The sequence below is a fragment of the Terriglobales bacterium genome (assembly GCA_035457425.1).
Lineage (GTDB): Bacteria > Acidobacteriota > Terriglobia > Terriglobales > Acidobacteriaceae > JACPNR01.
In genome coordinates, this window is record DATIBR010000030.1 from 57583 (window position 1) to 78386 (window position 20804).

Annotated in this window: 22 protein-coding genes and 1 tRNA gene; 8 read left to right on the plus strand and 15 right to left on the minus strand. The window is 65.3% G+C overall.

From position 1 onward, the window contains the following. Positions 1-16: 16 nt before the first annotated feature. The 4 genes from ftcD to VLA96_02655 all read right to left on the minus strand — a co-directional run bounded on the left by ftcD (position 17) and on the right by VLA96_02655 (position 3624). Entirely contained in the window at positions 17-1489 is a 1473-nt protein-coding gene (gene ftcD / locus VLA96_02640; GenBank protein ID HSE48085.1) for a glutamate formimidoyltransferase, read from the minus strand. Positions 1490-1563: 74 nt separating this feature from the next. After that, a complete protein-coding gene (locus tag VLA96_02645; GenBank protein HSE48086.1) occupies positions 1564-2151 on the minus strand; it encodes an acyloxyacyl hydrolase in 588 nt (195 codons plus the stop codon). Positions 2152-2279: 128 nt separating this feature from the next. After that, complete coding sequence (locus VLA96_02650) at positions 2280-3026, minus strand: YebC/PmpR family DNA-binding transcriptional regulator (GenBank protein ID HSE48087.1); 747 nt, start codon at positions 3024-3026, stop codon at positions 2280-2282. Between the two features lie 70 nt (positions 3027-3096). Next, complete coding sequence (locus VLA96_02655; GenBank protein ID HSE48088.1) at positions 3097-3624, minus strand: AI-2E family transporter; 528 nt, start codon at positions 3622-3624, stop codon at positions 3097-3099. A 70-nt stretch (positions 3625-3694) separates the two neighbouring features. Here VLA96_02655 and purQ point away from each other — a divergent pair, with 70 nt between their 5' ends. Both purQ and VLA96_02665 read left to right on the plus strand, forming a co-directional pair. After that, positions 3695-4399 carry a phosphoribosylformylglycinamidine synthase subunit PurQ gene (gene purQ, locus VLA96_02660; protein ID HSE48089.1) on the plus strand — a complete coding sequence of 235 codons (705 nt, stop codon included), beginning with the start codon at positions 3695-3697 and terminating at the stop codon, positions 4397-4399. A gap of 167 nt (positions 4400-4566) precedes the next feature. Continuing rightward, complete coding sequence (locus VLA96_02665; protein ID HSE48090.1) at positions 4567-5097, plus strand: BON domain-containing protein; 531 nt, start codon at positions 4567-4569, stop codon at positions 5095-5097. A 96-nt stretch (positions 5098-5193) separates the two neighbouring features. On the opposite strand, the gene VLA96_02670 is transcribed toward VLA96_02665, so the two are convergent. Then, the gene (locus VLA96_02670; GenBank protein HSE48091.1) at positions 5194-6306 is read right to left on the minus strand and encodes a D-glycerate dehydrogenase; all 1113 of its coding nucleotides are present in this window, start codon (positions 6304-6306) and stop codon (positions 5194-5196) included. Between the two features lie 70 nt (positions 6307-6376). Next, the gene (locus VLA96_02675; GenBank protein HSE48092.1) at positions 6377-7567 is read right to left on the minus strand and encodes a pyridoxal phosphate-dependent aminotransferase; all 1191 of its coding nucleotides are present in this window, start codon (positions 7565-7567) and stop codon (positions 6377-6379) included. Positions 7568-7687: 120 nt separating this feature from the next. On the opposite strand from VLA96_02675, the gene VLA96_02680 reads away from it, so the two are divergent. Next, a complete protein-coding gene (locus VLA96_02680; protein ID HSE48093.1) occupies positions 7688-8644 on the plus strand; it encodes an SDR family oxidoreductase in 957 nt (318 codons plus the stop codon). A 70-nt stretch (positions 8645-8714) separates the two neighbouring features. On the opposite strand, the gene VLA96_02685 is transcribed toward VLA96_02680, so the two are convergent. Further along, on the minus strand, positions 8715-9683 hold the full coding sequence (locus VLA96_02685) for a glycosyltransferase family 2 protein (protein ID HSE48094.1): 969 nt from the start codon (positions 9681-9683) through the stop codon (positions 8715-8717). A 90-nt stretch (positions 9684-9773) separates the two neighbouring features. Here VLA96_02685 and VLA96_02690 point away from each other — a divergent pair. The 3 genes from VLA96_02690 (at position 9774) to VLA96_02700 (ending at position 11879) form a co-directional block, all read left to right on the plus strand. Next, positions 9774-9850, plus strand: a tRNA-Arg gene (locus VLA96_02690). Positions 9851-9942: 92 nt separating this feature from the next. Continuing rightward, a complete protein-coding gene (locus VLA96_02695; GenBank protein ID HSE48095.1) occupies positions 9943-10407 on the plus strand; it encodes a hypothetical protein in 465 nt (154 codons plus the stop codon). Positions 10408-10649: 242 nt separating this feature from the next. Beyond that, entirely contained in the window at positions 10650-11879 is a 1230-nt protein-coding gene (locus VLA96_02700) for a DEAD/DEAH box helicase (GenBank protein HSE48096.1), read from the plus strand. Positions 11880-11928: 49 nt separating this feature from the next. On the opposite strand, the gene VLA96_02705 is transcribed toward VLA96_02700, so the two are convergent. Genes VLA96_02705 through VLA96_02715 form a run of 3 tightly spaced genes read right to left on the minus strand, consistent with a single transcriptional unit; the run spans position 11929 to position 12996 of the window. Next, complete coding sequence (locus VLA96_02705) at positions 11929-12246, minus strand: hypothetical protein (protein HSE48097.1); 318 nt, start codon at positions 12244-12246, stop codon at positions 11929-11931. Then, positions 12243-12809: a hypothetical protein gene (locus VLA96_02710; GenBank protein ID HSE48098.1), complete on the minus strand. Its 567-nt coding sequence runs from the start codon at positions 12807-12809 to the stop codon at positions 12243-12245. Before VLA96_02710 ends, VLA96_02705 begins: the two co-directional genes overlap by 4 nt. Continuing rightward, complete coding sequence (locus tag VLA96_02715; GenBank protein ID HSE48099.1) at positions 12799-12996, minus strand: hypothetical protein; 198 nt, start codon at positions 12994-12996, stop codon at positions 12799-12801. The genes VLA96_02710 and VLA96_02715 overlap by 11 nt, the downstream gene beginning before the upstream one ends. Before the next feature lie 258 nt (positions 12997-13254). On the opposite strand from VLA96_02715, the gene VLA96_02720 reads away from it, so the two are divergent. Continuing rightward, positions 13255-13692 (plus strand): PA2169 family four-helix-bundle protein, encoded by a 438-nt coding sequence (locus VLA96_02720; protein HSE48100.1) that lies wholly within the window; start codon positions 13255-13257, stop codon positions 13690-13692. A gap of 26 nt (positions 13693-13718) precedes the next feature. Here VLA96_02720 and VLA96_02725 read toward each other — a convergent pair whose 3' ends face one another. The 5 genes from VLA96_02725 to VLA96_02745 form a co-directional block, all read right to left on the minus strand. Beyond that, the gene (locus tag VLA96_02725) at positions 13719-14969 is read right to left on the minus strand and encodes a hypothetical protein (protein ID HSE48101.1); all 1251 of its coding nucleotides are present in this window, start codon (positions 14967-14969) and stop codon (positions 13719-13721) included. Between the two features lie 81 nt (positions 14970-15050). Next, positions 15051-15776 carry a hypothetical protein gene (locus tag VLA96_02730; protein ID HSE48102.1) on the minus strand — a complete coding sequence of 242 codons (726 nt, stop codon included), beginning with the start codon at positions 15774-15776 and terminating at the stop codon, positions 15051-15053. Between the two features lie 210 nt (positions 15777-15986). Beyond that, complete coding sequence (locus tag VLA96_02735; GenBank protein HSE48103.1) at positions 15987-16961, minus strand: hypothetical protein; 975 nt, start codon at positions 16959-16961, stop codon at positions 15987-15989. 135 nt (positions 16962-17096) lie between these two features. Then, positions 17097-17480 (minus strand): hypothetical protein, encoded by a 384-nt coding sequence (locus tag VLA96_02740; protein ID HSE48104.1) that lies wholly within the window; start codon positions 17478-17480, stop codon positions 17097-17099. A gap of 160 nt (positions 17481-17640) precedes the next feature. Beyond that, on the minus strand, positions 17641-18138 hold the full coding sequence (locus tag VLA96_02745; protein ID HSE48105.1) for a Fur family transcriptional regulator: 498 nt from the start codon (positions 18136-18138) through the stop codon (positions 17641-17643). 113 nt (positions 18139-18251) lie between these two features. Between VLA96_02745 and VLA96_02750 the strand changes: the two genes are divergently transcribed. Beyond that, positions 18252-20765, plus strand: coding sequence for a penicillin acylase family protein (locus tag VLA96_02750; GenBank protein HSE48106.1), 2514 nt, complete (start codon positions 18252-18254; stop codon positions 20763-20765). The last annotated feature ends 39 nt before the right edge of the window (positions 20766-20804 follow it).

The following is a 20804-nucleotide window of genomic DNA, read 5'->3' on the forward strand; positions in this document are numbered from 1 at the left end:
CCTATTGTAGCGGGGTTCAGGGCTTGAGGGCGGCGGTCTTGCGGCGGATGTCGGCGACGAAGGCGGGGTCTTCGAGGCCGTCGAGGTTGATCTCGACGTTGGCGAGGGCGCCGTCGATGGCGGCGCGGCCGAGCGAGGCGGCGACGGTGAGGTCGGAGGCCATCTTCGGATTGGTGATGGGCTTGAGGCGGTCGACCATGGCGAGAAGCTCGGCAGCCTGCTGGGCGACGGAGAGCGGGACGCTGGTGGCGCCCTTGAGCGCGGCGGTGATGCCGGACGAGCCGTTGGGCGAGTCCTTGGCGGCCTTGAAGGCCTGCATGACGACGTTGTAGGACTCGGCGTCGGCGTCGATGGCAGCCTTGAAGTCCTCGCGCAGCGTGGCGAGGCGGGCGATGGCCTCGCCCAGCTCCTTGTCGAATCGCAGGTAGGCCTTCTTGCCGCGCGACATCGCGGCGACCATGTGCGCGAGTCCGGCAGCCATGGCGCCGGCGGCTGCGGCGGCGCTGCCGCCACCCGGGGTCGCGGTCGGCGCGGCGAGCTGCTCGACGAAGGGCTCGACGCCGGCGCGGAGTCCGCCGACGGCCGCCTTGCCCCCCATGATGGCGGAGAGGCGATTCTCGAGGATGAGCGAGGAGTCGAAGTTCTCGACCTGGAGGAACCACTCGGCGGCGTCTTCAAGCGCCTTCTTGGGGATGAGGCCGACGATCTCGCTGGAGAGCGGCTGGACGCCGTAGCGGGCGGCTTCGCGCTTCACGTACTCGAAGACGCGCGCGATGGGCGTCTGCTCGAAGTCGGTGAGGTTCATGGAGACCTGCGCCAGGCCGCGCACGCTGAAGCCGGCGCCCTTGACGAAGCGCAGGCCGCCGGAGGAGAAGCGCACGGCCTTGGCGACCTTCTTGGCGATGTCGACGTCGGGCGTGTTGAGGAAGACGTTGTAGGCGATGAGGAACTTGCGCGCGCCGACGACGACGGCGCCGGCGGTGGGATGCACGCGCGGTTCGCCCACGTCGGGCTTGCGCTCGGGCTTGGTGGCGATCTCGTCGCGAATGGCCTCGAACTGGCCGCGGCGGATGTTCTCGAGGCCGACGCGTTCGGGGCGTGTGGCGGCGGCTTCATAGAAGTAGACCGGGATCTGGTAGCGTTTCCAGATCTCTTCGCCGACCTTGCGGGCGATGGTGACGCAGTCGTCGAGGGTCACGCCCTCGATGGGGATGAAGGGGACGACGTCGGCGGCGCCGAGGCGCGGGTGCGCGCCCTGGTGCTTGGTGAGGTCGATGAGCTCGGCGGCCTTCCCTACCCCGCGAATGGCGGCTTCGGCGATGGCTTCGCGGTCGCCGACCAGCGTGATGACGCAGCGATTGTGGTCGGCGTCCATCTCGCGGTCGAGCAGCCAGACGCCCGGGACCTTCATGGCGTCGACGATGGCCTGGACCCTGGCGGGGTCGCGGCCTTCCGAAAAGTTAGGGACGCACTCGACGAGAGTCGACATGGCTGGAGGAGACAAGGATATCAGCCCAGTACCGAGTACCGGGTGGTGAGTACCGAGTCGGTCAATCGCCAGGGCTACTTGAACCAGTTGTAGCCAACGGTGAACTGCAGGGTGTTCATGCCGGGGTTGAGGTTCCCCAAACCGGCCGAGGAAATGTGCTGGTACTTGAACTCGCCCGTCCAAGCGCGCTTCTCGCGGTGGAAGAAATGGAAGCCGATGCCCACGCTGGACTGGAAGTTGACCTCGGAGGTGTTGGGGAACGGCAAGTCGTGGTTGGTGAAGAGCACGCCGGAACCGAACTGGATGTAGGGCGCGATGCGCTTGCCGCTGGTGAAGGTCCACTTTCCGTTCAACGGGGTGATGCTGGCGCCGTAGGTGGTCTCGATGGGGGTGAAGTAGAGGTTGACGGGGTGGAAGTCGAAGGCCCACTCGAGGTTGCCGCGGTACCAGCCCGAGCCGTGCTCGTTGGTCAAGATCCTGCCGGCGCGCAGGCCGACGCTGAAGATCTGGATGTCTTCCACGCCGCCGGAGACGGTGGTGCCGCCGGTGGCGGAGACGCCGAAGTCCCAAGTCCCCTTTTTGAGCGAGTCGGAGGGCAGGCCTTGAGCGGTGGCGAAGGCGCAGACGCAGAGCAGCACGAGCAGACTGGCGATGTGGCGCATCATTTTCCCCTGGGAGAAGGTCGGGAAAAAGGTAACAGGCGAGAGCGGAATCAGGCGAGAGAAAAACTGCGGCGGTATCCAAAAGCGAACGGCCGGCGGGCCGCCGGCCGTCACCCTTGCAAACGGGACTAGGACGCGACTTCTTCGAGGGCCTTGGTGTCCATGTCGAAGTTCGACCAAACGTGCTGGACGTCGTCGTGCTCTTCGAGCGCCTCGAGCAGGCGGATCATGGTCTTGGCGGCCTGGCTCTCGAGCTTCACGTAATTCTGCGGCAACATGCCGACCTCGGCGTGCTCGGGCTTGATGCCGGCCTTCGCGAGGGCTTCCTTGACGGTCTCGAAGGCATTGGGGTCGGTGATGAGCTCCCAGCTCTCTCCGTCGTCGCGCAGGTCTTCGCCGCCGGCTTCGAGGACGAGCTCGGTGAGCTTGTCTTCGCTGCCTGCGGACTTAGGAACGACGATGGAGCCCTTCTTGTGGAACATCCAGGCGACCGAGCCGGCCTCGCCCATGTTGCCGCCGTTCTTGCTGAAGGCATTGCGGATCTCGCTGACGGTGCGGTTGCGGTTGTCGGTGGAAACCTCGACCAGCAGGGCGACGCCGCCCGGCCCGTATCCCTCGAACGTCACCTCTTCGTAGGTGACGCCGGGCAGCTCGCCGGTGCCGCGCTGGATGGCGCGCTTGATGTTGTCGGCGGGCATGTTCTCGGCCTTGGCGGCCGCGACGGCGGTGCGCAGGCGGGGGTTCTTCTCGGGATCACCGCCGCCCTTGGCGGCCATGGTGATCTCCTTGATCAAGCGGGTGAAGATCTTGCCGCGCTTGGCGTCGAGCGCGCCCTTCTTATGCTTGATGGTGGCCCATTTTGAGTGGCCAGACATGACGACCTCAGCTTCTGAAAGATTTCCGGCGGCAGATATGGGCCGCAACTGGATGAGAACCAATCAAAAATTATAGCAGAGGCCTTCTCTGTTCCGAATCGCCGATTGCCGATCGCCGATCGCCGATTTGAGCCACGGCGGTGCTCTTCTTGGCGCGGAAGGCATAGATCACCGCCAGCACCGGCGGCGCCAGCAGCACGCCCCAGAACGGCAACACGACAGCGCAGACGATGGGGACGACGATCGATGCCCAGACGGGCACGCGGGCGGTCCGCTTCATGAAGTAGGGCTGGAGCACCAGGCCATCGACCACGGCGATGACCGCGTAGAGGATGAGCAGGTAAAGCAGCGGCATCAGGTTCTCGGGGTCCTTGAAGAACAGGAACAGCGCCGGTCCGATGAGGGCAAGGATGGCGCCGATGCCGGGGATGAACTGGAATGCAGCGCCGAGGAAGGCCCAGAAGGGCGCCCACGGCACCCCGATGATGAGCAGGCCGACCAGCCAGATGGCGCCGACGGCAAGCGCGTCCTGCGTGGTGGCAATGAACCACTGTTTGATCGCGGAGCCAGCGGTCTTGAAGTGAGGATGGACTTCCATCAGAGATGAGATGCGCTTGCAAGGCCATGCTACTCTTGAATGTGGACTCCTCCACACGCAGGCGGACGCGATGAAGTTCGGAGTCATCACCTTCCCCGGGTCGAACTGCGACCACGACGCCTTCTACGTGGCCGGCCAGGTAGCCAAGCAGCCGGTCGTCTCCCTGTGGCACGATTCGCACGATCTGCAAGGCGTGGACTGCGTCATTGTGCCGGGCGGCTTCGCCTATGGCGACTACCTGCGCACCGGCGCCATCGCGAAATTCGCGCCCATCATGGACGAGGTGCGGAAGCACGCGGCCCAAGGCGGGCTGGTGCTGGGCATCTGCAACGGCTTCCAGATCCTGTGCGAAGCCGGCCTGCTGCCGGGCGCGCTGATGCGCAACTCCGGACTCAAGTACGTCTGCAAGCACATCTACCTGCGCGTCGAGAACGCCGAGACGCCGTTCACCGGCGCCTGCCGCGAGGGCGAAGTGCTGAAAATCCCCATCGGGCACATGGAAGGCAATTACGTGTGCGACGAGCAGACGCTGGCGGCGCTCAAGCGCGACCAACGCATCGTGTTCCGGTACTCGACGCCGGACGGCAAGCTCACGCCCGAGGCGAACCCCAACGGGTCGCTGGAGAACATCGCGGGCATCTGCAGCGAAGGGCGGAACGTGCTGGGGATGATGCCGCACCCGGAGCGCGCGGCGGAGCCTGAGCTGGGGTGCACCGACGGGTACAAGGTGTTCGAGTCGCTGGTGCGGGCGATGGTGCCCGCGAGCCGGGGCTAAAGCCCCTTTGCAGAACGCGCCGTGACGCGGCCCTGAAGGGCCGCTCTTCCACCAGCCGCAACCCTGGGCAGCAGCTCTGCTTTCTCTCGGAAAGCGGCCCTCCCGCTCCGCGGGTGAGGCATCTGAGTCCTGTGTTCCCCCAGAACAACTTTGACACAGGAGCGTGTATGCGTACGAACCTTATCGCACTCCTGACGGCGCTGATCCTGGCCCTCGCCGTCATGGTCGGCTGCTCACAGAACCGCGCGAATCAACCTTCAGTGAAAGAGAACGTGGAACGGTCGCTCGACCAAGCGAACCTCAAGGACGTGAACGTGGATGAGGACCGCGACAAGGGCGTCGTGACACTGAAGGGCGAAGTGAAGTCGGAAGCCGACAAGGCGCAGGCTGAAGAGATCGCCAAGGCCGCGGCCGGGAACCTGATCGTCGCGAACGAGATCTCGGTTCGCCCGGAAGGGATGGAAAGCGAGGCGCGCTCGATGGAGAACGACCTGGATGACGGCATCAAGAACAACCTCCAGGCGGCGTTCACGGCGAACAAGCTCGACAACCAGCACATCAACATCGACGTGAACAACGGCGTGGTCACGCTGAAGGGCGATGTTGACACGGCGGCGCAGCGCAAGGAGGCCGAGAAAGTGGCGGCCAAGGTGCCCAACGTGAAGCAGGTCGTGAACGAGCTAGAAGTGAAAAAGTAGTCTTCGGACGTCAGTCTTCAGACTTCAGCAAAAAGCCTCGCGGACTCCGCGAGGCTTTCTGCTTTGCCCGCAAGATTGAAGTCTGGAGACGGAGGACTAGAACGCTTCCTTATTCACCACGTACGGCATCTTCTTCGGATCTCCGCCGTAGTTCCCTTCCAGGACGTCGATGAGGCCCTGGGCGGTGCGGCCGGCCATACCCTTGTCGGGGTCGGCGTGCAGGCGGGTGATCTTCGCGCCGGAGGCGAAGTGATGGAAGAGGCGGATGCGGTCGGCGATGGCGGGATCGAGCAGCGGCGAATCGGCGGGCAGCGGCTCTTTCTCGAAGACGTCGAGGGCGGCGCCGGCGATCCATTTCTCGCGCAGCGCCTGGGCGAGCGCCTTCTCGTCGACCACCGGCCCGCGCGAGGTGTTGATGAGATACGAGGTCGGCCGCATCCAGCGCAGGGTGGTGACGTTGATGAGGTGATAGGTGGGTACGTCGGTCTCGCCCTCGCGCAGCAACGGCACGTGCAGCGAGACGTAGTCGGCGTCGCGCAGCGCCTCCATCAACTGGACGTAGCGGATGGTGGTCTTCTCTTTTTGCAGGCCGAGCCGGTGGCGCAACTCCATGAGCTCCTGGATGCCGGCGATGAACTTCTCGTTCTGATAGGCCGGGTCGAAGCACAGGATGTTCATGTCGAAGCCGGTGGCCTTCTTGATGAGCGCTTGCCCGATGCGGCCGGTGCCGATGACGGCGAGCGTCTTGCCGGTGACTTCGTCGCCGAGGAACGGCAGGAACGGGTGCCAGGAGGGCCACGTGAGCTCGCGCACCAGCTTCTCGCTCGCCCACATCTTGCGCGCCATCACACCCATCATGAAGAAGGCGAACTCGGCGGTGGCCTCGGTCAGGACGTCGGCGGTGTGTGTGAACGGGACCTTGTACTTGTTGGCGTCGGCGCGGTTGATGTTGTCGAAGCCGACGGCGATCTGCGCGACGACCTTGAGCGTGCCCTTCCCCGCTTCGAACACTTCCGCGTCGATCTGGTCGCGCAGCGTCGTGATGAGGCCGTCGATGCCGGCCTTAACTTTTTCGATGATGAGTGCTTTCGGTGGCGCTTCGGGGCCCTGGTAGACCTCGAGGTCGTAGCCGCGCTCGCGCAGGCGGTTCTCGGCGGGGTCGCCGATGCGGGACGTGGCAAAGACGCGGAACTTCTTCTTGTCGGCCATAAGAGCCGAAACAATATAAAAGAAAACGATTGAAACGCAGAGCGCGCGGAGAAAAACAGAGGCCGCGGAGCTACAGGTTCTTCTTCGCCCAGTCGCCGACGCGGTCGAGGGCTTTCTGGATGTTCTCGATCGAATTGGCGACGCTGAAGCGCAGGTAGCCTTCGCCGAAGTCACCGAAGGCGGTGCCGGAGAGCGCGGCGACGCCGGCGTCGTCGAGCAGCGCGTCGGCCAGCGGCTTGGACTTCCAGCCCGTGTTCTTGATGTTCGGGAACACATAGAAGGCGCCCTTGGGCTTGAGGCACGAGAAGCCCTTGATGGAGTTGAGGCCGGCGACCATGAGGTCGCGGCGGCGCTTGAACTCTTCGTTCATCGCGTCCACCGAGGCCTGCGGGCCGCGCAGGGCTTCGATGCCGGCGACCTGGGTGAAGCTGGCGGTGCAGGAGTTGGAGTTGGTCATCAGGCGCGCGATGTGGGTGGCGAGGTCGGCGCGCATGACGCCGTAGCCCATGCGCCAGCCGGTCATGGCGTAGGTCTTGGAGAAGCCGTCGAGCAGGATGGTGCGCTCCTTCATGCCGTCGACCGACATGATGGAGTGGTGCTCGCCCTCGAAGATGAGGCGGCTGTAGATCTCGTCGGAGAGGACCATGATGTCGCGGTCGCCGATGGCGCGCGCGACGGCTTCCACGTCCTTCTTGTCCATCATGCCGCCGGTGGGGTTCTGCGGCGAGTTCAGGATGATGAGCTTGGTGCGGTCGGTGATGAGCGCGGCGAGCTCGGCGGTGTCGAGCGAGAAGGCGCGCTCCTCGCGCAGCTTGATGGGGACAGCCTTGGCGCCGAGGAAGTTGATCATCGATTCGTAGATGGGGAAGCCGGGGTTCGGGTAGATGACCTCATCCCCTTCCTCAACTAACGCCAATATCGAGAAGAAAATAATCGGCTTACCACCAGGGACAACAACAACTTCTTCGGGCGCGGCTTGGACGTGGCGCGTCTCCGAGACGTATTGCGCGATAGTCTCGCGCAGCGGCGGCAGGCCGGCCGAGGGCCCGTAGTGGGTGAAGCCCTTGTGGAGGGCGTCGGTGGCGGCCTCGATGATGTTGCCCGGAGTGTCGAAGTCGGGCTCGCCGATCTCGAGGTGGACGATGTCGCGGCCCTTGGCTTCCAGGGCGCGGGCTTTGACCAGGACTTCGAAGGCCGTCTCGGTGCCGAGGCGGGCCATGCGCTTCGCCAGGCGGAGTTCGCTCATAACCGCTTTTGTCATAAGAGGTACCGCTTTCAGGACGTTATGAAACTCTAGATTATAGCTCCCGGCGGAGGCCGCCAATGTGACCGGAATCACCCAGGGCACGTACGCTCAGCACCCCGTGATATGTTGGGCCGCATGGCCTTATACGTGATCACGGGAGTGGCGGGATTCATTGGGTCGTCGCTGGCGCGGGCGGTGCTGGCGCAGGGCGACCAGGTGGTGGGCGTCGACAACCTGGCGACCGGACGGCGCGAGAACATCGCCGACCTGACCAACAAGATGGATTTCCGCGAGTTCGACATCAACGACATGGGCAAGATGTCGGCGGCGTGCCGCGGGGCGGACGTCGTGCTGCACCAGGCAGCGATCGCGAGCGTGCCGCGCTCGGTGCGCGACCCGGGGACCACCAACCGCGCGAACATCGATGGAACGCTGGCCGTGCTGATGGCGGCACGCGACGCCGGCGTGAAGCGCGTGGTCTATGCGTCGTCGTCGTCGGCCTATGGCGACACCCCTACCCTGCCGAAGCGCGAGGACATGAACCCCAATCCGCGCTCGCCCTATGCGGTGAGCAAGCTGGCGGGCGAGCTGTACATGAGCGTGTTCGCGAAATGCTATGGGATGGAGACGGTGTCGCTGCGGTACTTCAACATCTTCGGGCCGCGGCAGGATGCGACGTCACCGTACTCGGCAGTGCTGGCGAAGTTCATTCCGGCGATGCTGCGGGGCGAGGCGCCGACGATCTTCGGCGACGGCGAGCAGTCGCGCGACTTCAACTACATCGACAACTGCGTGCAGGCGAACCTGGCCGCGCGCAAGGCGCCGGCGGAGAAGGTCGCTGGGCGCGTGTTCAACGTGGCACGCGGGGAGCGGTTCACGCTCAACCAGTTGTTCGAGATGCTGAAGCCGCTCACCGGGTACAAGGGTGAGGCGACGTACGGTCCGGAGCGCGAAGGCGACGTAAAGCACTCGCTGGCCGATATTTCTGCCGCGCAGGCGGCGTTCGGGTACGACCCGAAGGTCAGCTTTCAAGAGGGGCTTCGTCGAACCGTCGAGTGGTATCGCGCGGAGGCAAAGGCTGCCAATGCGTAACCGGGAGCAGGGAGTCAGGAGTTGGCAAGGACAAAGGCCGCCCGCGGGCGGCCTTGCTCACTCCCTACACCTAACTGCTGACTTCTTCCTTGGTGCGGATGACCTTGGCCACGGAGTAGGGCGTGGCTTCGAAGGCCGTGTAGTAGTGGCGGACCTGCATCTCTCCCAGCAATCCCAGCGCGAGCAACTGGACGCCGGCGACGATGAGGACGGCGGCGAAGATCATCAGGGGACCGTGGTGCTCCATGAGCTGGACGCCGCGGAAAAACTTGACGTACGCCAGCCAGAGAGCGATGCCGCAGCCGGACATGCCGCTGAGGATGCCGAGGCGTCCGAAGAAGTGCAGCGGGCGCGTGAGGTAGCGCAGCAGGAAGCGGATGGTCATCAGGTCGAACAGGACGCGGAAGGTGCGCGAGATGCCGTAGTGCGACTTGCGGGTCGCCACGATGTTCTTGATGGGGATCTCGCAGATGGAAGCGCCGTGGAACGAGGCGAGCGCCGGGATGAAGCGGTGCATCTCGCCGTAGAGCGGGACTTCGGCGAGCAGTTCCCTGCGGTACGCCTTGAAGGTGGTGCCGAAGTCATGGATGTCGACGCCGGAGAGCTTGGCCATCAGCCAGTTGGCGATGCGCGACGGGAAGCGGCGCATGACGAAGTTGTCGACGCGCTCCTTGCGCCATCCGCTGACGACGTCGTAGCCCTCTTCGAGTTTCTCGAGGAATGCGGGGATGTCGGCGGGGTCGTGCTGGAGGTCGCCGTCCATGGCGATGACGAACTCGCCCTGGGCGTGATCGAAGCCGGCGGCGAGGGCGGAGGTCTGGCCGAAGTTGCGGCGCAGCTTGACGACCACGACGCGGCTGTCGACCGCGGCGATGTCCTGGAGCAGGCGGAAGGTGTGGTCGCGCGAGCCGTCGTCGACGAAGACGAACTCGAAGGGCTCGCCCGAGGCCTCCATCACCGCCTTGAGGCGGGAGTAGAGCTCGGTGACGGAGTCTTCCTCGTCGTGGAACGGGACGACGATGGAGTATTTGAGGGACATCGCTGGGACTGATTATATCGTGCGAGAGGGCGCGGCAGGCGGTGGCGGGAGAGGTTCCCGCGCGGTTTTCGTGGGCTAGAATGGTGGCAAGGCCCCGTAGCTCAGATGGATAGAGCAGCGGTTTCCTAAACCGTAGGTCGGCAGTTCGACTCTGCCCGGGGCCTCCACATTCGACCGTTTTCCGGCAAAGGCATCGCGACCTTAGTTCGGGCGCATAATAACTAGATTCGGCGCTGCTGCGTGCAGCCAGGAGAGCTTTATGATCAGACGCTGGTTGGCAGTATGCGCGCTGGTCTGCGGCTTGTTCCTCACGCCCAGCCTGATGGCCGACCCGCCACAGGGCCAGGGCAAGGGCAAGAACAAGCCGGAACCAAGCGCGATGAAGGACAAGGACAAAGGCAAGTCCCACGACGTCGCGAAAGACGACAAGGGCAAGGACGGGAAGGACAAGTCGAAGGGCAAAGAGAACAAAGCCAAGGACGACGACAAGTGGGAGCGCAAGGGCGGCTTCGAGACGCGGACCTACGGTGCGAACGAAGGCAATCCGCCGGGTTGGAGCCGCGGGAAGAAGACCGGGTGGGACAACTGCGGCGTCCCGCCGGGACAGGCGAAGCAGGGCGACTGCCGCACGTACACGTACCAGAGGCGTCGCTATTACTACTATCGCGACGACCAGGGGCGGGTGGTCGTGCGGCGGCCGGAGATCAGGATCCAGCCGCGCTAGTGCACAGCAAGGAACGCGCTGCACCGGGAGTGGTGCAGCGCGTTTTTCGTGCTATACTGATCGTGCGTTGATATCGCACGTGAGCGTGCGGTGGGCAATTCAAGTCACTGACTGAACCTCCTACCTCTTCTTTCCTCCCGTCTAAGCGTTACGCGAGATCAGCCGAGACAGGCGTCCCGCGCCCAGCAAACAGCGGAATCACGTTTGCAGCCGCCACGCCGTCCAGGAAAGCAACAAGACAAATGACACAGTTCTCAGAGCTGCCGATCTCGGCCTACCTACAGGACCGTCTGGCAGCAGCGCAGTTCGTGACCGCAACGGAAGTCCAGGCGTCGGCGATCCCGCCGGCGCTGGAAGGCCGCGACATCCTTGCCACCGCCCAGACGGGCACCGGCAAGACGATGGCGTTCCTTTTACCCATCATGCAGCAGCTGCTGCACAAGAAGCCGGACGGCATCCACGCGCTGGTGCTGGTGCCGACGCGCGAGCTGGCCATCCAGATCGTCGGGCAGTATGACCTGCTGCGCGGCAAGAAGTTCCCTCCCGCGGCGCAGATCGTCGGCGGGCTCTCGGAAAAGGAACAGATCAAGCAGATCAAGGACGGCGCGGAAGTCGTGATCGCGACGCCCGGCCGGCTCGAGGACCTGACCGAGCGCGGGCTCGTCAACCTGAGCAAGCTGAAGGTGCTGGTGCTGGACGAAGCCGACCGCATGCTCGACATGGGGTTCATCCCGGCGGTGAAGCGCATCGTGGCGGGCTTGCCGAAGAAGCGGCAGACGATGTGCTTCTCGGCGACGCTGGAAGCCAGCGTGCAGCATCTCGTCCACGACTACCTGAAGCACCCGGTGCGGGTGGAGCACGGCTCCATCCTGAAGCCGCACGAGAACGTGTCGCTGCGGGCCTACGAAGTCGCGAACGACCAGAAGTCGGCGCTGCTGCAAAAGCTGCTGACCGAGGAGCCGGGGCGCTACCTGGTATTCACGCGCACCAAGCGCGGCTGCGAGCGCCTGGCCAAGCGGCTGACGCGCGAAGGCTTCAAGGCGGGGATGATCCACGGCGACCGCTCGCAGTCGCAGCGCAACGCGGCGCTGGCGGAGTTCCAGCGGGGTCGTTCGCAGCTGCTGATCGCCACCGACGTGGCGTCGCGCGGTATCCACGTAGACGACATCGCGCACGTCGTGAACTACGACTTCCCTACCCTGGCCGAGGATTTTGTGCATCGCGTGGGCCGCACCGCCCGCGCGGGGGCGCGCGGCGTGGCGAGCACCTTCGTGAACTGGACGGAGCGCACCGACCTGATCAAACTGGAGCGCGCGCTGGGCGTGCGCCTGGAGCGCATGACCGTGGAAGGTGACTTGGCGGCGGAGGAGCGCGTCGGGCCGGTGGACACCAGCAACCTCGTGCCGACGCCGGTCGGGGGGCGATCGAAGATGGTGCGGTTGCCGGGCGAGGTCCTACAGAGACACGCCTAGTCGCAAGGAACCAGCAGCGCGGCACGCGAGAGCGTGCCGCGTTTTCTTGCTACCAGCGATTGCCCTTGCCGCTGAACTCGCGGCGGCGCCCGCCGCGGTCACCACCACCGCCGCCGCGGGGCGCGCCGGTCTTGGGGCGCGACTCGTTGACGGTGAGGGCGCGGCCGCGCAGGTCCTGCGCATTGAGGGCGGCGATGGCGTTGGTGGCTTCGCCGTCGCTCATCTCGACGAACGCGAAGCCGCGAAAGCGTCCCGTCATGTTGTCGTTGACGAGGCTGACCGACTCCAGCTTGCCGAACGGCTCGAACATCTGGCGGAGCTCGGCTTCGGTGGCATCGAACGGCAGATTGCCGACGTAGATCTTCATGAACTTTCCTCCGACGTTGAAATGGGGACGACAGCAGCAGCCGCGTGGTCGGCGGCAGCCTGCTCAGCCGCGCGGACGGCAGCGGCGAACGAGCCCGGCGCCGAGGGCGAGGCTTCGCGGCGGGTGCGACTCAGCGCGCGCTTGGCCGCGATCTGCTCGGTAGCTGCAGCGAGCGAGGTGGACTGTGCCGCCGGGTTCGCGGCAGGCCGAGACTCGCGACGTCCGGAACGGCCCGCATGCTGCTGCGGGCTGGCCGCCAGGTACGGCGGCCCTTCCACGTAGAAGCCGAAGGCCTGGGTCGCGCTGAGGTTGCGCGCGTAATCGTAGAACTGGCGGAACTCGGGGCCGCCGCCCTGGAATTCGATGAGGACAAGCTGGTACGCGCCGGGCTTCCAGGCCTTGCGGGCGGCTTCTGCCGAGGTGGCGCACTGGACGGTGGCGCCAACGGAGCGCATGGCAGCCGCGCGGGCGAGCTGGCGAGCTTCGGCGGCGTCGAGCAGGAGCACGTTGCGTTCGAAGTTGGAAGGGAGCGCGGGAAGCTCGCGACGGGGGCTAGACGACATTGTCACCGCCCGGGGTATCCTCGTTCTCCTGCGGCTCGGCCTGGTGCATGGCGCTGAAATCGATGGGCGGACCACCGGCGGGGGAATCCTGTTTTTCGCGTTTGCGCTCGAGGCGGCGCTCCGCCTTCATGCGCTGCTTTTCCTGGCGCGCTCGTTCCTTCTGGCGCTTATTGAAAGTGGATGCCATGGCACCTCCGCGGTGCGGGAGTCGTTGCAGTTCGCTGACTGAGAGATTGGGTCGCGCAAGCGACCGCTCGGTGAGGAGGCGGAAGGATGCGATACGAGACTCTTCCAGTATACGCCCGGCAGCGAGGGGGACGCCGGCGGCGGAGAAATAAACCTGAGGAAGTCGACAACAACTCTCGATTTCGACGGCGGGGCGAGCAAACCCACGACAATCCACGCCATCGCAGGAACGTCGGCGCGATTCCGGGAGGGACCTCACATGACCAAGGACCGCGTGATCGCGAGCTTGCAACGGCTGGCGGAGCTATGCCGCGCAGGCCAGCAGGGATACCAGGAGGCTGCCGAGCACATCGGGGACTCACAGCTGCGCTCCTATTTCAATGACGAGAGCATGGAGCGAGCGCGCTACGCCTCGGAGCTGCATCACGCGCTGCACCAGATGGGAGTCGAACTGGAGAATGAAGCTGCGGCGCCGGAGCTGCACCGCGGCTGGGAGGTGAGCGGGACGATCCCGGGTGATGACGGGGTGCTGGCCGCCGTGGAGGAAGGCGAAGACGTCGCGCGCAAAGCCTACGAGGAGGCGCTGCAAGAGCCCCTGCCGGAGACCATCGAGGGGCCGGTGCGGAGCCAGGCGCAAGCCGTGATCGCGGCACATGACCACGTGAAGTTGCTGCGGGAGAAGAAGCAGGCGGCCTAACGCGCTCGGAGGCGAAGGCGCCAGAGTCAGTTCTGGCTTCCGAGCACGACGCGGGCCACAGCGAGCATGCTGATCGCCTGGGCCGACGGGTCGGCCAGCTTCTGGGCGCGACGCAGGGCGGCGACGGCGTCTACGTGCGCGGCGGCTTCGCTCACTTCTTCCACCACCGCGGGGACATTCTTTTCGGGCGTGCGCGCCGACCAGACCTCGTCGAGCGCGGAGTACGCGATGTCGAAGTAACGGTCGGCCTGTTTACGGTCGCCGGCGGTGCCGGTCGCAAAACCGTGAGCGGCCGCTTCCCTTGCCCGCAGCGACGACGGCAACTTCTCCAGTCGCTCACTCTGGTCGCCCTTGGCATCCATGGCTTCGAGGACGGAGACGCTCTCCTCTTCCGGGTGCTCGATCTCGCCGGGCTGGCCCTCGGTGCGCGCGACGCCTTGCGCGACGACGTTCGACTGGAGAGCTTCCTGCAGCTTCTGCTCGCCGAGCGTGTCGCGCAGGACTCCCATCGCCATGTTGACGGCGAGATTGCGCTGGTTTCCCGGTTCGAACTGGCCAAGCCACTCGAGGAAGTTAATGCCGGCGTCCTGCGCGATGTCCTTGTCTACGTGCGGGGCCATCTGGATGAGCATGGCGGCGTAGTTCGGCGCCTCGGAGAGCTGCTCGGGGCCCTTCGGGAGCGAGCCGAACATTTTGGCGAAGGTGTCCTGGGACCAGCGCGTGGACGGGCCGAAGGACTCCATCAGGGCGAGGAGCGGCCGAGCGGAGACGACGCCGATGTCGAGGGCGGCGTCGAGCTTGCGGCGGAGCGGCTCGCGCGTGGTCTGCGGGCAGACGGAAACGGCGGCGAGCAGTGAATCCTCGGCGCGCGCCACGGCGTCTTGCGGGACGGTGTCGATGAACTGAGCCGCGACGGCGCAATCCACCGAACCGGTAGAGAAGATGGAGACTGCCGGGCGCCCACCGGAGGCGATGAGCTCAGCCTCGAGCCGCGCCCCCTCCGCGGTGAACTGCCGGGCCATCCTGCTGCTGAGGGGCGAGACGACGGAGGTCGCGGAGCTGAGGACGCGCAGGCGGTCCTGCGGATCGGGTTGCGGCAGCGCGACCGCCATCTGGACTACGTCGAGCGCGAACTTACGCTTGGCCTGCTGGCGGGAGGCGGAAGCCCCCGGCGCGGCCTTCTTGGCGGACGCCCCCCTGGGCGCCGGGTTCGTCTGCGCCGAAAGCGAGCCGCCGGCCAGAGTCAGCAGCAGCACGATGGAGAGTGTCCTATTCAAACCGCGGCCTTTCGAAGTGATGGGGAGACGCGATTGCGTCTCCCCGGTTGGATGCGTACACCGGCACCGCCGAGCGCCTGACTACCAGATCGAGAGCTTCACGCTGTCGAGCCAGACGGTGTAGTCGGTCTGGTACTTGTTGCCGTCCATCTGGAAGGCGACGTTGATCTCGCGGGCGGAAGTGCTGCGCGGCGCGTAGGAGCGATTGAAGTAGTGCTTGGAGCCGTTGATGGTGACCGAGAGGAACCCAGTCTTGCCGTCGTCCCGGCGCTTGAACTCCAGCACCACATGGTGCCAGGTGTAGGCCTTGGGGACGTTGCAGGCGATGCTGGTCGTCTTCCACGCCCGGTTGTAGGGGTCGTAGACGTGCCAGGTCTTCGTGCCCTTGAAATCACACTCGGTGCCGAAGATGTACTTCTTGCCGTTGACAGACTGGTTGACGTCGAACTCGAGAGCCTGCGCGGCGCTGGGGTTCTTGATGTAGTAGTAGAGGTCATACTTGAAGCTGCGGACGCCGCTGTTGGGGCCGAGCTGCTTCCACCAGAGAGCGTTGGAGTAGGGGGTGCTGCCCCCGAGGAAGAACCTGCGCGAGTTGCCATCCCGCGAGGGTGACTTCACGCCGCTGGCGGTGGTGTGGTAGGCCGACGGCCCACTGCCACCGGCGCCGGCGCAGACCGAGCACGACTGCCAGCCCGTCTTCTGGTCGATGTTGTAATAGGTCGTTCCGGCAAAAGCGGACGACACGAGCAGCGCGAAGGCGGCCAGGACCAGCGCGCGCAGGACACTCTTAAGATTCCGGGACTGCAAAGCTCTAACTCCTTGTGCGATTCAGAATGCCCCTATCGCACGAACACTCACGACGATGTCCACCGTGCGCACCGTACGAGAGTGATCCAGGGGATGTTGTGAAGGTACGGAAGCATCTACTCTGGTGCAATGGCCCGGAAGAGAAAGGCGGAAACGGGTAGTAGGCGGAGGTTAAGAGCGGGCCTTAGTCCCTGAAATCGCCTAAGGTGGTTACTGGGCGGGGTTGCGGAAGCTGGCGCGCAGCTCGGCGACGATCTCGCGGGCAGCGACGCGCGCGCGCTCGGTCTGGCCGGGCTCGAACGAGATGGCGCCGACCCGAGCGTGCCCGCCGCCGCCGTAGCGCTCACAGATGTGCGCGAGGTTCACCATCTTGGGCGATTTCGTCCAGGGGTTGGAGCCAACCGAGACCTTAGTCCGGAAGGAACTCTTGCTCAGCCCGACGGAATAGACGCATTCCGGGTGGAGATAGTAGGGGATGAACTTGTTGTAGCCCTCGAGTTCCTGGTCGGTGACGTCGAAGAAGACGGTGCCGTCCTTGCACTCGGTGCGGTCGCGCAGCAGGTCGATGGAGCGGCGGTGGCGCTCGAGCAGCGGCGGCAGCAGAGCGGCGATGAAGGGCTCCTCGAGGACCTCGGCCAGGGATTTGGAGACGAGCAGCGGGATGAGGCGGGGCGTGAAGGTGTGGTCCTGGCTGGCCTCGATGACCATAGTGAGGCGCATGGCCGGCTCCTTCATCTCGACGGCGATCCTGGGATCCTTGAACTGGGCGCCGTCGATGATGTCGGCCCACTCGACCAGCTCGGCGACGGGCTTGGGGTCGAAGCCGAACTGGCGCTGGGCGATGTCGGCAATGAACTTGGTGCAGGACTTGTAGTCGGGGTCGAAGAACTTCTTGTTGCTCTGCTGGCGCTCGTAGTGCGAGGCGTCGTCGGGGGTGAGGAAGGCGCTCTGGTGGTGGTCGAACCACCAGGTGATCCGGGGCGAGGGGGAGTACTTGAAGTCGACGATGGCATTCTCGTCGCCGTCGAAGGTCTTCTCGTCGAACAGGGCGCCGGCGCGGTGGACCAGGCCGTGGTAGACGAACTCGACGTCCTCGCGGATGCGCTCGCGGTAGAAGCGGGAGAAGAGGCCGGCGGAGGCGGCGCCGTCAAAGCACTTGTCGTGGTAGAAGACCTTGACCTTCAATCAGACCCCATCTCTTCCCCGTCCGGCGCGCGCGAGAGAAGTGGATAGGAATCTCATTCCGGGGAGAATGTGTCAAGGCGCAAAAGAAAACGCGGCCCCGCCGAACGGGACCGCGCCGGTAGAACTCAAGACGTTCTAGGCGTACTTCTCAGCCAGATTGCCGATGACCGGCAGCTTCCACTGCTGACCCTGGTATGCCTTCACCATCAGCATGATCCAGGCGACCATGTAAGCCAGCGGGAAGACCAGCCACAGAATGCCGGCGACGGCTGCCAGCGCACTGCTGATCATGCCCAAGGCCATGGAGACGATCATCAGGCCGATGTTCAAGGCGATCACGCCGACCCAGAAGAAGATGCACTGGAAACAGTGAAAGCGAACGAACTTGTTCTTGTTATACGGCTCGATGAGCAAGAACACGATCGCGAGAACTCCGATCAGGTAGACCAACAGTCCGGCCACATTGTCAGCCAATCCACCGGTCGATGGCGCCGGCGCTGCTCCCGTACCCTCTGCCATGTTGCTTCCTCCTCAACGCTGCGTGAATATGCCGCGCGATCTCGAGTGAAACCGTGGTTGGGCCGCGCTGGCTTTGGTGGTTCGCGGGGACGTTATCAAAATCCGGTGTCACAGGGAAGGAAAAAGCGCACAAAAAGACCTTAGCGGGCGGCCTGGGCAGCTACACGACGCTACTGGACGACTTCTTGCGACAGTCCTGGCAGAGCCCGTAGATCTGGAAAGTGTGGCGGGTGGTGAGGTAGTGGTGCTTGCGGCCGATCTCCTGCTCCAGCTTCCCTACCTCGGGCGAGAAGAACTCGACCGAGCTGCCGCACTCGGTGCAGACCATGTGGTGGTGGCTGCGGCGATTGTACTGGTGCTCGAAGCGCGCGACGCCATCGTGAAAGGCGACCTCGCTGGCGAGGCCGCAGTCGGCGAGGAGCTTGAGCGTGCGGTAGACGGTGGTGAAGCCGATGCGCGGGTCGCGCTTCTTGACGAGGCGGTGGAGCTCGTCGGTCGAGAGATGGTCGCGCGTCTCGAGGAAGGTACGCAGGATGGTGTCGCGCTGGTCGGTGTGCTTCAGGCCGACGCGCTTGAGGTGCTTGTAGAAGAGATCTTGGGCCTCGCGGACCTGCTCGCGGGAGATGGTCGGCTGGTCGTCGATGCGCTTCTGGAGCATGCGGAGGGACAGGATACCATCGGCTCGGCGGGCGGGCGGATACGAGGTTCGCCCGATTGCTGGGCGGCGCGGCTCCCCATACAATCTTGCTTCCTTCCCACATGGCCACACCGATGCTCGCTCCCACTCGCCCACGCTCTCGCCGGATCGCGGCGCGGATCACGATTGCCCTGCTGCTCGTTGTGTTGGTCGCGGTCGCTGGAGCCGGCGGTTGGTTCTACGCGACCGCGCGGGCGGCGCTGCCGCAGCTCGAGGGGTCGATCGGGTTGCGCGGATTGTCGGCGCCGGTCACGGTCGCACGGGACAGCCAGGGCGTGCCGCACATCGCCGCCGCGAGTCCGGAAGACCTCTTCTTCGCGCAAGGATTCGTGACGGCGCAGGACCGGCTGTGGCAGATGGACATCAACCGCCGCTTTGCCGCAGGCGAGCTGAGCGAGATCTTCGGGGCCGACTTCTTCGGCAGCGACATGCTCAAGGTGGACCGCGGGCAGCGGACGCTGCTGCTTCGTCCCGTGGCGCAGCGAGCGGTGGCGGCGTTGCCGGCACGCGAGCGGGCGCATCTCGAAGCTTACGCGCGGGGCGTGAATGCTGCCATCGAGCAGCAGCGCGGGCATCTGCCCATCGAGTTCCGGCTGCTGAGGTATGAGCCGAAGCAGTGGACGGCGGAAGACACGATGCTCGTGGTGCTGAACATCGTGGAGTCGCTGAATCACGGGACGTACGCCGACGACCTGGCGCGCGAGAAGGTGGCGGCGCGCGTGCCGGCGGAGCTGATGGCGGACCTCTACCCGACGACCTCGTGGCGCGACCAGCCTCCGACCGACAAGCCGAAGCGGCTTTCCGCCGACGATCCCACGCCGGAAGAAGAGGAGGAGATGACGGATGAGGATTCGGCGGTCACGCGGCTGCGGCGCTGGCGCGAGCTGCTTCCCTTGGCGGCGCCGCTGGGCGACGAGGAGCGGCCGCGCGCGGGCTCGAACAACTGGGTGGTGTCGGGTGCGCATTCGGTGTCGGGCAAGCCGCTGCTCTCGAACGACATGCACCTCGGCCACCACATCCCGAACGTCTGGTATGAGGCGCATCTCAAGCTGACGCAGCCGGTAGAGGGCAAGACGTTCGACGTCGCGGGCGTCACGCTGCCGGGCTTTCCGTACGTGATCGCCGGGCACAACGGGCGCGTTGCGTGGGGGTTCACGAACCTCGGTCCCGACGTCGAGGACGTGTACGTCGAGGAATTCAACGGCAAGGGGGAATACAAGACGCCGCAGGGCTGGGCCAAGGCCGAGCATCGGCAAGAGGTCATCAAGGTGAAGAAGGGCGGCGACGTCACGCTCGACATCGTGGTGACGCGGCATGGCCCGATCATCAGCGACCTGGTCCCCGGCGAGACGCGGAAGGTCGCGCTGCGGTGGAACGTCTACGACGAGAAGCAGCCGCCCGCGCTCGTGTACTGGGACGTGAACACGGCGACGGACTGGTCGAGCTTCCGCGCGGCATGGTCGCGGCACGTCGCTCCGGCGCTGAACGTGGTGTACGCGGACGTGGACGGGCACATCGGCTACCAGGCGACGGGGATGATCCCCATCCGCAAGGGCTGGGAAGGAAACCTTCCGGTCGCGGGCGGCGACGACGCGCACGAGTGGGCTGGGAACATCCCGTTCGAGGAGCTGCCGCAGGTGTTCGACCCGGCGAGCGGGGTGCTGGCGACTGCGAACGCGCGCATCACGCCGAACGGATACAGGTACATGGCCGGCAATCAATGGTTCCCGCCGTACCGGCAGGAGCGCATCTATCGCATGCTGGGCAGCGGGCGGAAGTTCGCGCCCGCCGACATGCTGGCGCTCGAGATGGACGTGTACTCGGAGTTCGATCGCTTCGTCGCGGAGCGCATCGTCTACGCGGTGGACCACGCCAAGCAGCCGTCCGAGAAGGCGCGGAAGGCGGCGGACATCCTGCGCACCTGGGACGGCCGGGTTCTTCCGGATGCGGTCGCGCCGGTGCTGACCAGCGTGACGCGGCGGTATCTGTGGCAGCTGCTGCTGGAGGGATATCTTGGTGCGCCGGATCCGCCGGGCCAGGGCGAGCCGACGCGGCGGGTGGTGAGCGGCGTTTACAAGGAGTACTCGTGGGGGATGCAGTCGGTGGCGCTGGAGAACCTGCTCGCGCGGCAACCGCAGCGCTGGCTGCCGAAAGGCACGGCAAACTGGGACGAGTTGATCACGGCAGCGGTCGAGCGCGCCGTGACCGACAAAGAGGCGCCGCGCAACCTGGATGACTGGACGTGGGGGAAGTTCCTGCCGCTGACGCTGGCGCACCCGCTGCTCGGTCCCGTGCCGGGCGTCGGACGCTTCGTCGGGCCGGGCACGGTCCCGCAAGCCGGCAACAGCTTTACGGTGAAGGCGGCGGGGCGGAGCTTCGGCGCGTCGCAGCGTTTCACCATCGACCTGGGAAAGCTGGACGATTCGCTGTCGAACATCGTGACGGGCCAGTCGGGCCAGATCTTCAGCGCGCACGCGATGGACCAGTGGAGCGCGTGGTACGAAGGCGGCAGCTTCCCGCTTCCCTTCACCGATGAAGCGGTGCGTAAGGCGACGGTGCACACCCTCACGCTGAAACCCGCGAACTAAGAAGGGAAAAAACAGGCCGCGCCGAGGCGCGGCCCTATC

Coding starts and splice junctions, on each gene's coding strand:
- ftcD (HSE48085.1), bottom strand. CDS start 1,489: ATGTCGACTCTCGTCGAGTGCGTCCCTAACTTTTCGGAAGGCCGCGAC.
- VLA96_02645 (HSE48086.1), bottom strand. CDS start 2,151: ATGCGCCACATCGCCAGTCTGCTCGTGCTGCTCTGCGTCTGCGCCTTC.
- VLA96_02650 (HSE48087.1), bottom strand. CDS start 3,026: ATGTCTGGCCACTCAAAATGGGCCACCATCAAGCATAAGAAGGGCGCG.
- VLA96_02655 (HSE48088.1), bottom strand. CDS start 3,624: ATGGAAGTCCATCCTCACTTCAAGACCGCTGGCTCCGCGATCAAACAG.
- purQ (HSE48089.1), top strand. CDS start 3,695: ATGAAGTTCGGAGTCATCACCTTCCCCGGGTCGAACTGCGACCACGAC.
- VLA96_02665 (HSE48090.1), top strand. CDS start 4,567: ATGCGTACGAACCTTATCGCACTCCTGACGGCGCTGATCCTGGCCCTC.
- VLA96_02670 (HSE48091.1), bottom strand. CDS start 6,306: ATGGCCGACAAGAAGAAGTTCCGCGTCTTTGCCACGTCCCGCATCGGC.
- VLA96_02675 (HSE48092.1), bottom strand. CDS start 7,567: ATGACAAAAGCGGTTATGAGCGAACTCCGCCTGGCGAAGCGCATGGCC.
- VLA96_02680 (HSE48093.1), top strand. CDS start 7,688: ATGGCCTTATACGTGATCACGGGAGTGGCGGGATTCATTGGGTCGTCG.
- VLA96_02685 (HSE48094.1), bottom strand. CDS start 9,683: ATGTCCCTCAAATACTCCATCGTCGTCCCGTTCCACGACGAGGAAGAC.
- VLA96_02695 (HSE48095.1), top strand. CDS start 9,943: ATGATCAGACGCTGGTTGGCAGTATGCGCGCTGGTCTGCGGCTTGTTC.
- VLA96_02700 (HSE48096.1), top strand. CDS start 10,650: ATGACACAGTTCTCAGAGCTGCCGATCTCGGCCTACCTACAGGACCGT.
- VLA96_02705 (HSE48097.1), bottom strand. CDS start 12,246: ATGAAGATCTACGTCGGCAATCTGCCGTTCGATGCCACCGAAGCCGAG.
- VLA96_02710 (HSE48098.1), bottom strand. CDS start 12,809: ATGTCGTCTAGCCCCCGTCGCGAGCTTCCCGCGCTCCCTTCCAACTTC.
- VLA96_02715 (HSE48099.1), bottom strand. CDS start 12,996: ATGGCATCCACTTTCAATAAGCGCCAGAAGGAACGAGCGCGCCAGGAA.
- VLA96_02720 (HSE48100.1), top strand. CDS start 13,255: ATGACCAAGGACCGCGTGATCGCGAGCTTGCAACGGCTGGCGGAGCTA.
- VLA96_02740 (HSE48104.1), bottom strand. CDS start 17,480: ATGGCAGAGGGTACGGGAGCAGCGCCGGCGCCATCGACCGGTGGATTG.
- VLA96_02745 (HSE48105.1), bottom strand. CDS start 18,138: ATGCTCCAGAAGCGCATCGACGACCAGCCGACCATCTCCCGCGAGCAG.
- VLA96_02750 (HSE48106.1), top strand. CDS start 18,252: ATGCTCGCTCCCACTCGCCCACGCTCTCGCCGGATCGCGGCGCGGATC.